This is a genomic window from Azospirillum sp. Marseille-Q6669 (genome assembly GCF_965111635.1).
Genome location: NZ_CBCOOP010000001.1, coordinates 600,242 through 613,421, shown reverse-complemented (window position 1 = coordinate 613,421; position 13,180 = coordinate 600,242). Strand labels below are relative to the sequence as shown.

Sequence of the window (13,180 nt, the reverse complement as noted above, 5' to 3'; positions counted from 1 at the left end):
AACGGGGGACGGGGGCAACCGCTCCGGACTCGAGCGCCAAAGCTCAGACGCCGACCTCCACCGCGGCGTTGACGATGTAGATCATCTCGTTGCGGTCGTTCTTGTCGGCCAGGAAGATGCCGCTGGGCGCCAGCATGCCGCCCGACACCACGTTGAAGGACACTTGGCCATAGGGGAAGACGGCCCGCACGGCCTCCAGGTCCAGTCGGTTGGCGTCCGCAGGAACGGCGAGATGGACGCGGACCTGCATCCGGCTGGTGTCGCCATCGACCAGCGCGCGCATGCCGGGCATGGAGTTGCGCTCGATGGCGTTGCGCACGGCGCGCACCGCGGCCTTGGTCACGTCCTGACCGTGCAGATCGGCGCCCATGCCGAGTTCGACGAACATCACCTGCTTCATGGTCGTGGGGCCCTCCTCGTTCCGTGCTCGGCGATTGCGCTGAGGATGCGCCAGGATCGGCGCGGCGCTGCAGTCGATCCGGCCGTTTTTTCGAACTGCGGAATGCGGTCAGCCGATCCGGAAGGCAAGATAGCTGTCGGTCCCCACCTGTCCGGGCATGGCGAGCAACCCGCCGGGGGGCTGTCCGCTGAAGGTCAGGCTGAGGTCGGTGCCGCCGTTGCCGTCCAGGTCGATTCGCGCGGTGGCCCCTTGATAGCCGGTGGCGCCCGCCAGATCCTCCCAGGTCAGTTTGGAGAGGGTGTCCGTCCAGCCCCAGGCGACAACCCATTCCGCCGGTTGCAGGTCTGTGATGGTGGACCACGTGACGCCTTCGCCCCGGCCATCGACGTTGAAGGTGTCCGTGCCGGCTCCGCCGGTCAGGAAGTTGGAGCCAGAGCCGCCGTCCAGCACGTCGTCTCCGCCTCCGCCCTGCGCGGCGTCGTTCCCGCCGAGCAGATTCATGAAATCGCCCTGGTCGCTGCCGACGACCGCTTCCGCGGCGGCCGTTCCCAGGAACTGGTTCTTCAGACCGGCGACCGGGCCGGAATAGGCAGCCATCCGCACCTCGTAGCTCATGGTGCCATCCTGAACGATGGCGCGCAGGTCCGACGCGGCGCGGGGCAGGGCGGCTGCGGCCTCCTGCCGGGTGACCGTGCGGTCGGCGAAGACCAGCCGTTCGATGCCGCGCAACCGGTCGGTGCCGCCGGCGCCGGTGACGGTCAGGTCCGCTCCGCTCCCCAACGGATCGCTGGTCACGAACGCGTTGGCGGAGGGGAAGTTGTAGAAGGCCGTGTCGGTGCCGGTTCCGCCGTCGAGAAGATCGTCGCCGCCTCCACCGGCCAGCGTGTCGTCCCCCGCGGCACCCATCAGCGTGTCGGCAAAGGGCGAGCCGGTCAAGCGGTCGCCGGCCGATCCTCCGATGACGGTCTCGATGCGGGTTCCGTAGCCGACGAAAAACTGGTTCTGGGCGAGAATCGAAGGGGCCTGCGCCGAGAACCATCCCCAGCCGCCCGTCAGGTCGACAGTGACAGGAACGTCCGCCCCCGCAGCGGACAGGGTGTCGTTGCCCCCGCCGTCCCAGAGGTAGCGTCCCGGCGCCCCCGGTGTCAGGAGATACAGGTCGTCGCCCGAGCGCACGGCGGGGTTGGGGCCGTAGAGGCGCTGGATCGCGGCGACATCATAGACGCCCAGCCCGCCGGGCCAGACGCCGTAATAGGACATAATCGTGTTGGTCCGGTTGTCCTCGGACGGAGGCAGGAAGGGCGGGGTGCCGCTGCCCGTGCCGTTGTAGTCGCCGGGATGCTTCAGGCCCAGCGCGTGGCCGATCTCGTGCACATAGGTCCGGTAACCAGCCGATTCGGGGTCGAGGTAGATGTAGGAGCCCGCCGGGTTGGGGTAGTAGGCCATGCCGGAGGCGCCGAAGGCGTCCAATTGGCTCATATGGAACTGGAGGTTGGCGGTCATCGGCGCCGCCGTTTCCACGAAGGCGAGGTTGGCGACGGCGCTCCACTCCCCCATCGCCTGCAACGCCATGGCCTTCTGGCTGTCGTTGAGCGGACGGAAGCCGGGCACGTAGCGGATGCCGGCATCCACGACCCAGCCGTAGGTCAGGCTGTAGGGCGCCGTCGCGGCACCGTCCGGCGGGACGCCCCAGCGGCGCCCGCTGTCGAACGCCCGTACGAACAGCGGATCGCCGGCGCCGCCCGTCGTCCGGCCGGCCGTTTCCATCGCCGGGCCTGAAACGTCATCGAAGCCCGAGACGTCATCGAGGGGTGATCGATCGTCGCCGAGCCCGTCCCCAATTTCGCCAGGGGCGGGAATCCGAAACTCACTCATGTCCGCGCACTCCGTTTGAGTGGACCGGTGTTTCGCTAAATTCGTTCGGAATTTCGATGATGTTTGGCGAAAACGATCGGAGTTCGTCTTTCAATCAGCCAGTACTTATGACAAGGCGTTTGTCCGTGTTCAATGGAACAGACGGCATCATCAGCATTGGGCGATGGAAAATTTCCAGCGAATTTTCAGTATCTTGTGGGGATTCCGGGAAATTCCTTCCTCGCACTCGCGGGCCTGCGGTCACGCCGGGTTATACGCTGAGGATGACTGGCGGGATTTCCAGGATGGGCAAAAATTCAATCGCTACAAATGAAACACACGAACCGGCTCGCACCCGCCATGATAAGGTCAAAGTAAATTCTTTAAAGAATATTAAGGCGCAATCCTGTCACAGCATAGGTGTGGATTCGCGGATTGACAGGATGGAGAGATTCCGCAACCGTTGCCGCATAACAACAACGGGGGAGAAAAAGATTGCGGTATGGCTGTGTTGCGCTCGCCATCTTTGCTGTTTCTGTTGGAGCATGCTCGACTGGTGCACAGATTGCCTCCGTCCCGCCAGTGCCGCAGGACACAATTCTGCAGGATGTCGAGTTTGAGGAAAACTCGGCGCCGGTCGTTTCGGATATCGAACCGGTTTATGTTCACAAGGGGAAGGCGTCCTACTACGCCGATTTCTTCCACGGCCGGACCACGGCGTCGGGGGAGCGATTCAGCCAGAACCGGCTGACCGCCGCGTCCCGCCGGCTTCCCCTGGGCAGCCGGGTGACGGTGACCAACGCCGACAACGGGCGCAGCGTCGAGGTCGTGATCAACGACCGCGGCCCCTACGTGAAAGGGCGGGTGATCGATCTGTCCCGGAAGGCCGCCGGCGAACTGGGCATGATCGAGGACGGCGTGGTGAACGTGCGCGTCGAAGCCCGGCCCTCCGACCAGCCGAACCGCTCGCTGCGGCACCGGCTGGAGCGGATGGTGGCCGCGCTTTACCCCGACCGCAAACCGGCGTCCGAACCGCCTGTGACGGTGGCCGAACGGCCCGAACCGGATTTGACCGGCACGGACCTGGGCGCGGCCGAATAACGGAACCGCGTCCCGTCCGACGCTTCCCACCCAAACGCACAACGCGCAGGCTTCCGCCCAACGGGCGTGGCGCCGCGAAGGCCGCCGATGCGTCCCCGCGGGTGACGGAGCCGTGCGCGCAGAGGAGATTCCAACCCATGCTGAAACTCGTGATCCGCGACACGCATCACGCCGCCGGCCTGTTCCTGGAGCAGGTGGACAACGTCCGCCAGCTCATCGCCGAGTTGAAGGCGCTGAAGCGCGTTCCGTCCGCCTCGCTCTATCTAGAAGGGCTGGCCGAACGTTGCCTGCGGCGCGGCTGGACGGTGATTCCCGCCGATCCGCTGATCCGCGGCTGCACGTCGCGCACCCACATCGTCGAACTGCACCTCGACCCCAACCAGCCGGGCGCGCCCTTCGTCGGCATCTACGAGCCGGGGGAGGACGGCACCCCCTGCCGGCGCCTGCACGACTCCCTGGAAGGGCTGGCGAGCCGCCTGCGCCTGCCGCCCGCCAACACCGGCACCGTGCCGGCAACGGTGCAGCAGGCGCCCGCGCTGGCCGCATAGAGCCATCGCAGCGGTCCGGGGACTCCGGCCGCATCCATTGATTGGAATCATACCGCGGCATGGCGGGCGGGGGTAGCCTGCGGGCCGGCCATCCCGCCGCCCGCCACCCGCCGTCCGCCCCCCTGACCGTCGAGCATCTCAGCCTCGTCTTCCTGCTGCTCCAGCAGATGTGCGTGTATCTGGTCATCGCGTACATGCTGAGCCGGACGCCGCTGTTCCTGCCGGTGATGCACCTCACCGTGCGCTGGCCGCACAAGCTGGCCTGCTACGTCATCTTCTCCATGTTCTGCATCATGGGGACCTATTTCGGGTTGCAGATCGACGATTCCATCGCCAACACCCGCGCCATCGGGGCCGTGCTGAGCGGCATCCTGGGCGGGCCGTCGGTGGGGCTGGCGGTTGGCTTCACCGGCGGGCTGCACCGCTATTCGCTGGGCGGCATGTCGGCGGTGGCCTGCGCCGTCTCCACGGTGACGGAGGGGCTGATCGGCGGTCTGGTGCACCGCCACTTCGTGCGCCAGGGCCGGATCGAGCCGCTGTTCGACCCGCTGCGCGTCGGCGCTGTCACACTCGTCGCGGAAATCGCCCAGATGCTGATCATCCTTCTGGTGGCAAAGCCCTTCCCGGCGGCGGTCCATCTGGTCGAGGTGGTGGCTCTGCCGATGATCGTCGCCAACACGCTGGGGGCGGGGCTGTTCATGCGCATCCTGATGGACCGCCGCGCCCTGATCGACAAGCAGTCGAGCGCCTTCTCCGCCAAGGCGCTGAAGATCGCCGCGCGGGCCGACGGCGTGCTGCGGCAGGGTTTCAACGAAGAGAACAGCATGCGGGTCGCCCGCATCATCTACGAGGAGACGGGCGTCGGCGCCGTCGCCATCACCGACCGCGAGAAGCTGCTGGCCTTCATCGGAGTCGGCGACGACCACCATCTGCCGGGCACGCCGATCACCTCGCCCCAGACCTATCAGGCGATCGCCAACAACCAGGTGCTCTACGCCGACGGCAATCTGGTCTCCTACAAATGCTCGATCCACCCGAACTGCCGGCTGGGCGCCTCGCTGGTGATCCCGCTGGTCGGGGAAGACGACCGGGTGATCGGTACCGTGAAGCTGTACGAGCCGAAGACCAAGCTGTTCTCCACCATCAACCGCACGCTGGGGGAGGGCATCGCCCGGCTGCTGTCCAGCCAGATCCTTGCCGGGCGCTACGAACAGCAGAAGGCGCTGCTCGCCCAGTCGGAGATCAAGCTGCTGCACGCGCAGGTGAACCCGCATTTCCTGTTCAACGCGCTGAACACCATCTCCGCGGTCATCCGCAACGACCCGGAGCGGGCACGCCAACTCGTGCAGAGCCTATCGGTCTTCTTCCGCAAGAACCTGAAGCGCCCCAGCCAGGAGGCCACGGTGGGCGACGAGGTGGAGCATGTCAGCGCCTATCTCCAGATCGAACTGGCGCGCTTCACCGGGCGCCTGTCGGTGGAGATCGACGTGCCCGACGAACTGCGCCACGCCCGGCTGCCGGCCTTCCTGCTCCAGCCACTCGTTGAGAACGCCATCAAGCACGGCACCTCGCAACTCCTCGGCCCTGGCCATGTCCGCATCGCGGCGCGGCGGGAGGGCGGCGACCTGCTGCTGGCGGTGGAGGACAACGCCGGCCTTTACGAGGAGCGACCGGGCGGTGACGGGCTGGGCATGTCCATCGTGGACCGCCGCGTCCGCAACCGCTTCGGCAACGGCTACGGGGTGGATGTCGCCTGCGAGGCCGACGTCTTCACCCGCATCACCTTGCGCCTTCCCCTGGATATCCCTGCCGTTGCGGAGACCGCGCCATGATGACCGTCCTGATCGTGGACGACGAGCCGCTGGCCCGCGAGGAGTTGCGGCGCCTTCTGGAGGAGTTCCCCGACCTCCAGGTCGCCGGGGAATGCGCCAACGCCATCGAAGCCATCGGCGCCATCAACCGCCAGCCGCCCGACGTGGTCTTCCTCGACATCCAGATGCCGCGCGTCAGCGGGCTGGAGATGCTGAGCATGCTCGACCCGGAGCGGATGCCCCGCATCGTCTTCCTGACCGCCCACGACGAATACGCCGTCCAGGCCTTCGAGGAGCACGCCTTCGACTATCTGCTGAAGCCGGCGGACCCGGCCCGGCTGGCCAAGACGCTGCAACGGTTGCGCCGTGAGCGCGCGCCGCAGGACCTCGCCGTGCTGAAGGACGCCGCCCCGCTGCGGCTGATCCCCTGCACCGGCCACAACCGCATCTCCCTGCTGAAGCTGGACGAGGTGGAATGCGTGGCCTCCAAGGCGAGCGGCGTCTTCGTCGTCGGCGCCGACGGCGAGGAGCGCTTCACCGAGCTGACCCTGCTGACCTTGCAGGAGCGCACGCCGCTGGTGCGTTGCCACAGGCAATATCTGGTCAACCCCGACCGCATCCGGGAAATCCGCCTGATCGACAACGGTCTGGCGGAAATCCAGACGCTGGGCGGCCAAAGCATCCCGGTCAGCCGCCGCTTCCTCGGCCCGCTGAAGGAGCGGCTTGGCATCGGATGAATGTCCTGGCTATTCCCTCTCCCCTCTGGGGAGAGGGTTAGGGTGCGGGGGTTGCGCGTGGCGGTGCGTCCGGCAAAAGCGCAACCCCCTCACCGGCCCTGCGGGCCACCCTCTCCCCGGAGGGGAGAGGGCTTATAAAACCCCCCCGCCACTCACCGTCGCTTTCCGACCGCTCGCCACGCCCTGGCGCCGCTCCGGGGAGAGCACCACACGGAGGATGAAACCCGGCCTAACGTGACGGCAGTTCCTTCCAAGGAGAGCTGTCATGGATCACGCCCTAACATTTGTGATCGCGACACTCTGCATCCTCGCCCTCTGCTACCGCTTCTACGGCGTGTTCTTTGTGCGCAAGGTGCTCCGTGCCGATGATTCCGAGGTGACGCCGTCCCACATCCTGGCCGACGGGCGAAACTATGTTCCCACTAAGAAGTGGGTGAACGCCGGCCAGCATTTCGCGGCGATCGCCGCCGCCGGCCCGCTGGTCGGCCCCGTGCTGGCCGCGCAGTTCGGCTATCTGCCGAGCTTCCTGTGGCTGCTGATCGGCTGCGTCATCGGCGGTGCTGTGCACGACACGGTCGTGCTGTTCGCCTCGATGAAGCACAAGGGCCAGTCCCTGTCGGAAGTCGCGAAGGCCGAACTCGGCCCGGTCGCCGGCTGGTGCACCGGTCTGGCGATGCTGTTCATCATCACCATCACCATGGCCGGCCTGTCGATGGTCGTCGTCCATGCGCTGGAACGCAACGCCTGGGGCGCCTTCGCGGTCTTCATGACGATCCCGATTGCCGTCGCGCTCGGCCTCTACGAGAAGATCACCGGCTCGTCCAAGGGCGCCACGCAGGTCGGCATCGCCGCCATCGCCGCCTCCGTCTTCGCCGGCCCCTACATCCAGGGCACGGTGCTGGGCAGCTGGCTGACGCTGCACGCCGAGACGGTCGCGCTGATCCTGCCGATCTACGCCTTCTTCGCCACGGCCCTGCCGGTGTGGATGCTGCTGACCCCGCGCGGCTACCTGTCGAGCTTCATGAAGATCGGCGTGTTCGGCGCGCTCGTCGTCGGCGTCGTCTTCATCAACCCGGAAATCCGCTTCCCCGCGCTCACCGACTTCATCCATGGCGGCGGCCCGGTGCTGGCCGGCCCGGTGTGGCCGTTCATCTCGATCACCATCGCCTGCGGCGCCATCTCCGGCTTCCACGCCTTCATCGGCTCGGGCACCACGCCGAAGCTGATCGACAAATGGAGCGACATCCGCACCGTGGCCTTCGGCGGCATGCTGGCCGAATGCGTGGTCGGCGTCATGGCGCTGATCGCCGCCACCTCCCTGCATCCGGCCGACTATTTCGCCATCAACTCCTCGCCCGCCGCCTTCCAGGCCCTGAACATGCAGGTCGTCGATCTGCCGCGGCTCAGCCAGGAAATCGGCCTCGACCTCTACGGCCGCACAGGCGGCGCGGTGACCCTGGCCGTCGGCATGACGGAAATCTTCACCCGCATCCCGTGGTTCGGCACGCTGGCCTCCTACTTCTTCCAGTTCGTCGTGATGTTCGAGGCGGTGTTCATCCTGACCGCGGTGGACAGCGGCACCCGCGTGGCCCGCTACCTGATCCAGGACCTGGGTGGCGACCTCTATGCCCCGCTGAAGCGTCTCGACTGGGTCCCCGGTTCGATCGCCGCGAGCGTGCTGGCCTGCGTGGCCTGGGGCTACCTGCTGACGTCGGGTGACATCAACTCGGTGTGGGCGCTGTTCGGGGTGTCGAACCAGCTCATGGCCTCGGTCGGCCTGATCATCGGCGCCACGATCATCCTGCGCCTCGGCCAGAAGCGGGTCTACATGCTGACCTGCCTCGTCCCGCTGGCCTACCTGTTCGTGACGGTGAACTACGCCGGCTACTGGATGATCACCAACGTCTATCTGAACCCGCTGGCCAAGGGCTACAACGTCTTCAACGCTGGCATCTCGATCATCATGCTGTCGCTGGGCTTCGTGATCCTGATCGCCGCCCTCAAGAAGTGGAAGGAACTCCTGCGCATCCGCAAGGACACCCTGCCCGAGACGCTGATCGCCACCCCGGCGGAATAGCCGGACACCGGGCAAGCCGCCCGGAGACGACCAAGCGCTCAACCGGAAGAGGTATCGCTGCTCCCCCAGCGGTACCTCTTCTGCATTGCTGTGGAATGGCTGGGACGCCACCGAATCCACGAATTACAAGGGTTGATTCGCCATCCGGCAGGTGCCATCCAAGGGCCGGCGCCGTGGCCTCCGGGCTGCGGCGCCGGTCTTTCGTGGATGAAACGGGTGGTCGGACACATGCCGCAGGTTGCACGGTCGGTACTTTCGCTCCTGCTCGGGGTCGCTTTTCTGATGCTGGGCAACGGCGCGCTCAGCACGCTCATCGGCCTGCGGCTGGCCGGCACGGAATCCGGTGCGGTCGCGGTGGGCCTGATCACCGCGGCCTTCTACACCGGGTTGACCGGCGGCTCCCTGTTCGCCCACCGGGTCATCACACGGGTCGGCCACATCCGCGCCTTCGCCGCCTTCGCCTCCGTCCTGTCCGCGGCGGCGCTGTCGCACGCGCTGTTTGCCGCGGTGCCGCTGTGGACCGTGCTGCGTCTGGCCGAGGGCTTCTGCATGGCCGGCCTCTACATCTGCATCGAAAGCTGGCTGAACGGCACCGCCAACAACGAGACGCGCGGGCAGATCCTGTCGCTCTACATGGTCACGCTCTACGCCGCCTCGGCGGTGGGCCAGCAGTTGCTGCAGTTGGACGATGAGGCGGGCGTGCGCATCTTCATGCTGATCGCCATCCTGCTGACGCTCGCCCTGGTGCCGGTGGCGCTGACCCGGACCACGCCGCCGACCCTGCCCAACGTCGAATCCTACGGCCTGCGGCGGCTGTACGAGGCGTCGCCGCTGGGCGTCGTCGGCGTCTTCATCAGCGGGACGGTGACCGGCTCCATCTACGGCCTCGCCCCGGTGTTCGGAGCGGCCTCCGGTTTTGGGGTGTCGGGGACGGCGCTGTTCATGAGCACCCTGATCCTGGGCGGGGTGGCGCTGCAATGGCCTCTGGGGCGGCTGTCAGACCGCTTCGACCGGCGCGCCGTCATCATCGGCCTGTCGGCGGCGCTGGCGCTGGTCAGCGTCGGCATGATCCTGGCGGACGGCAGCGGGCGGCAGGAAACGCTGCTGCTGGTGGCGCCGCTGTTCGGCGGGCTGGCCTTCACGCTCTACCCGGTCTGCGCCGCCCACACCAACGACCATGCCGGGCCGGACAATGTGGTGTCGGTCAGCGGCGGCCTAATCCTCGCCAACTCGGTGGGGGCGATCATCGGGCCGCCGCTGGCCTCGGCCGCCATGGGCTTCGCCGGGCCGGAAGCGCTGTTCGGCTTCATCGCCGCGGGGGCGGGCTCGGCGACGCTTTACGGCCTGTGGCGCACGCGGATGCGCCCGCCGCCGCCCGCCGAGGCCCAGGCGAGCTTCCGCCCGCTGCCCCAGACGACGCCGACCGTCACCCCGCTCGACCCGCTGGGTCCGCCCCGGCCGGAACTGGTGGCGGGGGATTGAGGGGATTTGCGGTGTGAAGCCCTCTCCCCCCTGGGGAGAGGGTTTGGGTGAGGGGGATTTACGCCCGACAGGGCGGAGGAAAACTATCGATCAGCGACGCGGATCGCCTTCGGCGCCCCCTCATCCTGACCTTCTCCCCGCTTTCGGCGGACCGAAGGTCCGCCTGTCGCGTCAGCGCAAACTTCATTTGCGCGTGAGCGGAGGGGAGAAGGAATGGGGTCACTCCTCCACCTTCGCCGGGGCGGTGGGCTGCCAGGGGAAGGCGCCCATCGGTCCCATGCCGACGCGGTCGCGCGGGATCGCCACGTCGCTCTGCATGTAGAGCGCGATCAGCTCGGCCAGCGAGCGCAGCGAGTCCGCGTGGATGCGCTCGTAGCCGTGGGAGCTGTCGATGCCGAAGCAGACCAGAGCCGTGCGGATGTCGTTTCCGGCCTCGATGGCGGCGGCGCTGTCGCAGCGGTAATAGCGGAAGACGTCGCGCTGGTGCTCGATGTCGTGCTGCTGGCACAGCGACAGCAGCTTGTGCGTCAGGTGATAGTCGAAGGGACCGGTGCTGTCGGCCATGGCGACGGTCACGCCGAACTCGCGGCTGTTCTGGCCCATGGCGGTGGTGCCGTTGTCGATGGTCACCATTTCCGCCACGTCCTTGTGCAGCACCGACGAGGCGCCGGACCCGACCTCCTCGGAGATGGTCAGCAGCAGGTGGCAATCGACCGGCAGGGGCAGCTTGGCGTCCAGCACCGCCTTGGCGGCGGCGAAGATCACCGCCACCCCGGCCTTGTCGTCGAGATGGCGGGAGTTGATGAAGCCGCTGGCGTCGAACTCCGCCTGCGGGTCGATGGCCACGAAGTCACCGACGTTGAAGCCGTGGAACTGCAATTCCGCCAGAGTCTCGCAGCGGGCGTCCACCCGAATCTCCAGATTGGTCCAGGCCACCGGCTGGGTGTCGATCTCCTCGTTGAAGGTGTGGCCGGACGCCTTCAGCGGCAGGATGGTGCCGCGGTAGCTGCCCTTGTCGGTGAAGACGGTGCAGCGCGCTCCCTCGGCGAAGCGCGCCGACCATGTGCCGATGGGTACGACCTCCAGCCGGCCGTTCGGCTTCAGCATCTTCACCTGGGCGCCCAGCGTGTCGAGATGGGCGACCACGGCGCGGTCGGGGCTGTATTGGCGCCCCGCCAGATCGGCGCGGATCGCGCCGCGCCGGGTCAGCTCGAAGGGGATGCCCAGACGGTGCAGCTCGTCGCCGCAGAAATGCACGATCTGGTCGGTGTATCCGGTCGGGCTCGGGATCTCCAGCAGGCGGCGGAGAAGGCCCGTCAGATAGTCCATGTCGATGACCGGCCGGACGATTCCGGTCCGTGTCAAGGCTGCCTGCTCCATACCACCTCCTGAACGGTCACGCCCGCGGATCGACCGCGGAGTAGGGGAAGAGAAGATCGAGGAAGCGTTCGGCGGTCGGCTGCGGTTCGTGGTTGGCAAGACCGGGCCGCTCGTTCGCCTCGATGATCGCGTAGTCGGACCCCAGAAGGTCGGGAATCAGAAGATCCAGGCCGACCACCGGAATGTCGAGTGCGCGCGCCGCCTCCACCGCCGCCTCGACCACGCGGTGGTGCAGGCGGTCGGTGATGTCGTGCAGCGTGCCGCCCGTGTGCAGGTTGGCCGTTTTGCGAACGGCCAGCGTCTGCCCCTCCGGAAGGACCGAGTCCATGGAGAAACCGGCGTCCCGCACGCAACGTTCCGTCTCCTCGTCCATCGGAATGCGGCTTTCTCCGCCGGTGGCGGCGGCGCGGCGGCGGCTCTGCGCCTCGATCAGCTGAGAGATCGTCCGGTCGCCGGTGCCGACGATCTCCGCCGGGCGGCGCACCGCGGCGGCGACGACGCGGTAGTCGATGACCAGGATGCGCACGTCCTGGCCCTGCACGAACTGCTCCAGCAGGACCGTGTTGCAGATCTTCTTGGCCTTGCCGATCGCCCAGGCCAGCGTCTCCGCGTCGCGCACGTCCACGGTGATGCCCTGGCCCTGCTCGCCGCGGGCGGGCTTCACCACGACGCTGCCGTGGCGCTCCAGGAAGGCGGCGTTGTCGTCCATGCCGGCCGCCGTCATCTGGTCCGGCACCGACAGGCCCGCGCGCAGCAGCGTGCGCCGGGTCACCGCCTTGTCGTCGCAGCGGAACAGTGCCACCGCCGAGGTCAGCTCGCTGAGGCTCTCGCGGCACAGGATGCTGCGCCCGCCGAAGCTGAGGCGGAACAGGTTGGACTCCGCGTCCACCACCTCCACCCCGATGCCGCGGCGCCGGGCCTCGTTGATGATGATCATGGCGTAGGGGTTGAGGCTGGCCTCCACCGCCGGGCCGGCGAACAGCTTCTCGTTGATCGGGTTCTTGGTCTTCAGCGCGAAGACCGGCACCCGCCGGAACCCCAGCTTCTCGTAGAGCGCGATGGCGTTCGCGTTGTCGTGCAGGACCGACAGGTCCATGAAGCTGCGCCCGCGCTCCTTGAAATGTTCGGCCAGCGCGCGGACCAGCGCCTCGCCGATGCCGGGATAGGCCGCCTGCGGATCGACCGCCAGACACCACAGGGAGGAGCCGTTCTGCGGGTCCTTGAAGGCGCGGACATGATCCACCCCGGTGACCGAGCCGATGACCGCCCCACTGACCGGATCGGTTGCGATCAGATGGGTCAGCACGCGGCTGTCACGCTCCGACCAGCAGAATTCCGGGTCCATGGTCACCATGCCGCGGGCGCCGTAGATGCGGTTTACGGCATCGACGTCCTGGCGGCCGCGCAGCGTTTCGATGGAAAAGCCGCGCGTCTCGCCGCCCGGCCGGAAGCCGGCCAACCGCAGGCGGTAGGTGTGGGAGGGGTCAAGGAACAGCTCGGTCGGCGCCTGGGCCAGCGCCACATGGGGGTCCTCCAGATACAGCGCGATGTCGCGCCGTCCCGGACCCTCCTGGCGCATTGCCGCGATCAGTTCACCCACGTCGGGAAAGGTGTTGGCGAACAGCAGGCGGCCCCAGCCGCAATTCACCACCGCGCGCGGCGTCGGCCCAAGCCCCGCCCCCGTCCGGCGGTTCGGACGCGGCGAGTCCTCGTCCATCAGGGCGGAGACCAGGGCGCGTTCGATCCGGAAAGGCGTCTGGGTGCGATTCTGCATCGTCATCATGCGGTGT

At 67.4% G+C, this 13,180-nt stretch carries 10 protein-coding genes; 6 read left to right on the top strand and 4 right to left on the bottom strand.

The window, feature by feature from the left end; translation table 11 throughout:
• Nucleotides 1–43: 43 nt before the first annotated feature.
• Nucleotides 44–400 (bottom strand): Lin0512 family protein, encoded by a 357-nt coding sequence (locus ACWPXE_RS02495; RefSeq protein ID WP_454016553.1) that lies wholly within the window; start codon nucleotides 398–400, stop codon nucleotides 44–46.
• A gap of 108 nt (nucleotides 401–508) precedes the next feature.
• A complete protein-coding gene (locus tag ACWPXE_RS02490) occupies nucleotides 509–2,275 on the bottom strand; it encodes a reprolysin-like metallopeptidase (protein ID WP_454016552.1) in 1,767 nt (588 codons plus the stop codon).
• A 474-nt stretch (nucleotides 2,276–2,749) separates the two neighbouring features.
• On the opposite strand from ACWPXE_RS02490, the gene ACWPXE_RS02485 reads away from it, so the two are divergent.
• The 6 genes from ACWPXE_RS02485 to ACWPXE_RS02460 all read left to right on the top strand — a co-directional run bounded on the left by ACWPXE_RS02485 (nucleotide 2,750) and on the right by ACWPXE_RS02460 (nucleotide 10,010).
• Nucleotides 2,750–3,355: a septal ring lytic transglycosylase RlpA family protein gene (locus tag ACWPXE_RS02485; RefSeq protein ID WP_454016551.1), complete on the top strand. Its 606-nt coding sequence runs from the start codon at nucleotides 2,750–2,752 to the stop codon at nucleotides 3,353–3,355.
• 137 nt (nucleotides 3,356–3,492) lie between these two features.
• The gene (locus tag ACWPXE_RS02480) at nucleotides 3,493–3,903 is read left to right on the top strand and encodes a hypothetical protein (protein WP_237907271.1); all 411 of its coding nucleotides are present in this window, start codon (nucleotides 3,493–3,495) and stop codon (nucleotides 3,901–3,903) included.
• 167 nt (nucleotides 3,904–4,070) lie between these two features.
• A complete protein-coding gene (locus ACWPXE_RS02475) occupies nucleotides 4,071–5,735 on the top strand; it encodes a LytS/YhcK type 5TM receptor domain-containing protein (RefSeq protein WP_454017893.1) in 1,665 nt (554 codons plus the stop codon).
• On the top strand, nucleotides 5,732–6,451 hold the full coding sequence (gene btsR, locus ACWPXE_RS02470; protein WP_014241759.1) for a two-component system response regulator BtsR: 720 nt from the start codon (nucleotides 5,732–5,734) through the stop codon (nucleotides 6,449–6,451). The genes ACWPXE_RS02475 and btsR overlap by 4 nt, the downstream gene beginning before the upstream one ends.
• A gap of 265 nt (nucleotides 6,452–6,716) precedes the next feature.
• Complete coding sequence (locus ACWPXE_RS02465; RefSeq protein WP_035679491.1) at nucleotides 6,717–8,528, top strand: carbon starvation CstA family protein; 1,812 nt, start codon at nucleotides 6,717–6,719, stop codon at nucleotides 8,526–8,528.
• A gap of 207 nt (nucleotides 8,529–8,735) precedes the next feature.
• Complete coding sequence (locus tag ACWPXE_RS02460; RefSeq protein ID WP_454016550.1) at nucleotides 8,736–10,010, top strand: MFS transporter; 1,275 nt, start codon at nucleotides 8,736–8,738, stop codon at nucleotides 10,008–10,010.
• A gap of 219 nt (nucleotides 10,011–10,229) precedes the next feature.
• Here the strand turns inward: ACWPXE_RS02460 and ACWPXE_RS02455 are convergent, their stop codons facing one another.
• Both ACWPXE_RS02455 and ngg read right to left on the bottom strand, forming a co-directional pair.
• Nucleotides 10,230–11,375 (bottom strand): osmoprotectant NAGGN system M42 family peptidase, encoded by a 1,146-nt coding sequence (locus tag ACWPXE_RS02455; protein WP_454016549.1) that lies wholly within the window; start codon nucleotides 11,373–11,375, stop codon nucleotides 10,230–10,232.
• A gap of 31 nt (nucleotides 11,376–11,406) precedes the next feature.
• Nucleotides 11,407–13,173, bottom strand: a complete 1,767-nt coding sequence (gene ngg, locus ACWPXE_RS02450) for an N-acetylglutaminylglutamine synthetase (RefSeq protein ID WP_454016548.1) — start codon at nucleotides 13,171–13,173, stop codon at nucleotides 11,407–11,409.
• Nucleotides 13,174–13,180: the final 7 nt, after the last annotated feature.

What these genes read in the sequence shown, in the direction of transcription:
- ACWPXE_RS02475 (WP_454017893.1), top strand. Translation starts at nt 4,071, where the DNA reads ATGTGCGTGTATCTGGTCATCGCGTACATGCTGAGCCGGACGCCGCTG.
- ngg (WP_454016548.1), bottom strand. Translation starts at nt 13,173, where the DNA reads ATGATGACGATGCAGAATCGCACCCAGACGCCTTTCCGGATCGAACGC.
- ACWPXE_RS02490 (WP_454016552.1), bottom strand. Translation starts at nt 2,275, where the DNA reads ATGAGTGAGTTTCGGATTCCCGCCCCTGGCGAAATTGGGGACGGGCTC.
- ACWPXE_RS02465 (WP_035679491.1), top strand. Translation starts at nt 6,717, where the DNA reads ATGGATCACGCCCTAACATTTGTGATCGCGACACTCTGCATCCTCGCC.
- btsR (WP_014241759.1), top strand. Translation starts at nt 5,732, where the DNA reads ATGATGACCGTCCTGATCGTGGACGACGAGCCGCTGGCCCGCGAGGAG.
- ACWPXE_RS02480 (WP_237907271.1), top strand. Translation starts at nt 3,493, where the DNA reads ATGCTGAAACTCGTGATCCGCGACACGCATCACGCCGCCGGCCTGTTC.
- ACWPXE_RS02460 (WP_454016550.1), top strand. Translation starts at nt 8,736, where the DNA reads ATGAAACGGGTGGTCGGACACATGCCGCAGGTTGCACGGTCGGTACTT.
- ACWPXE_RS02495 (WP_454016553.1), bottom strand. Translation starts at nt 400, where the DNA reads ATGAAGCAGGTGATGTTCGTCGAACTCGGCATGGGCGCCGATCTGCAC.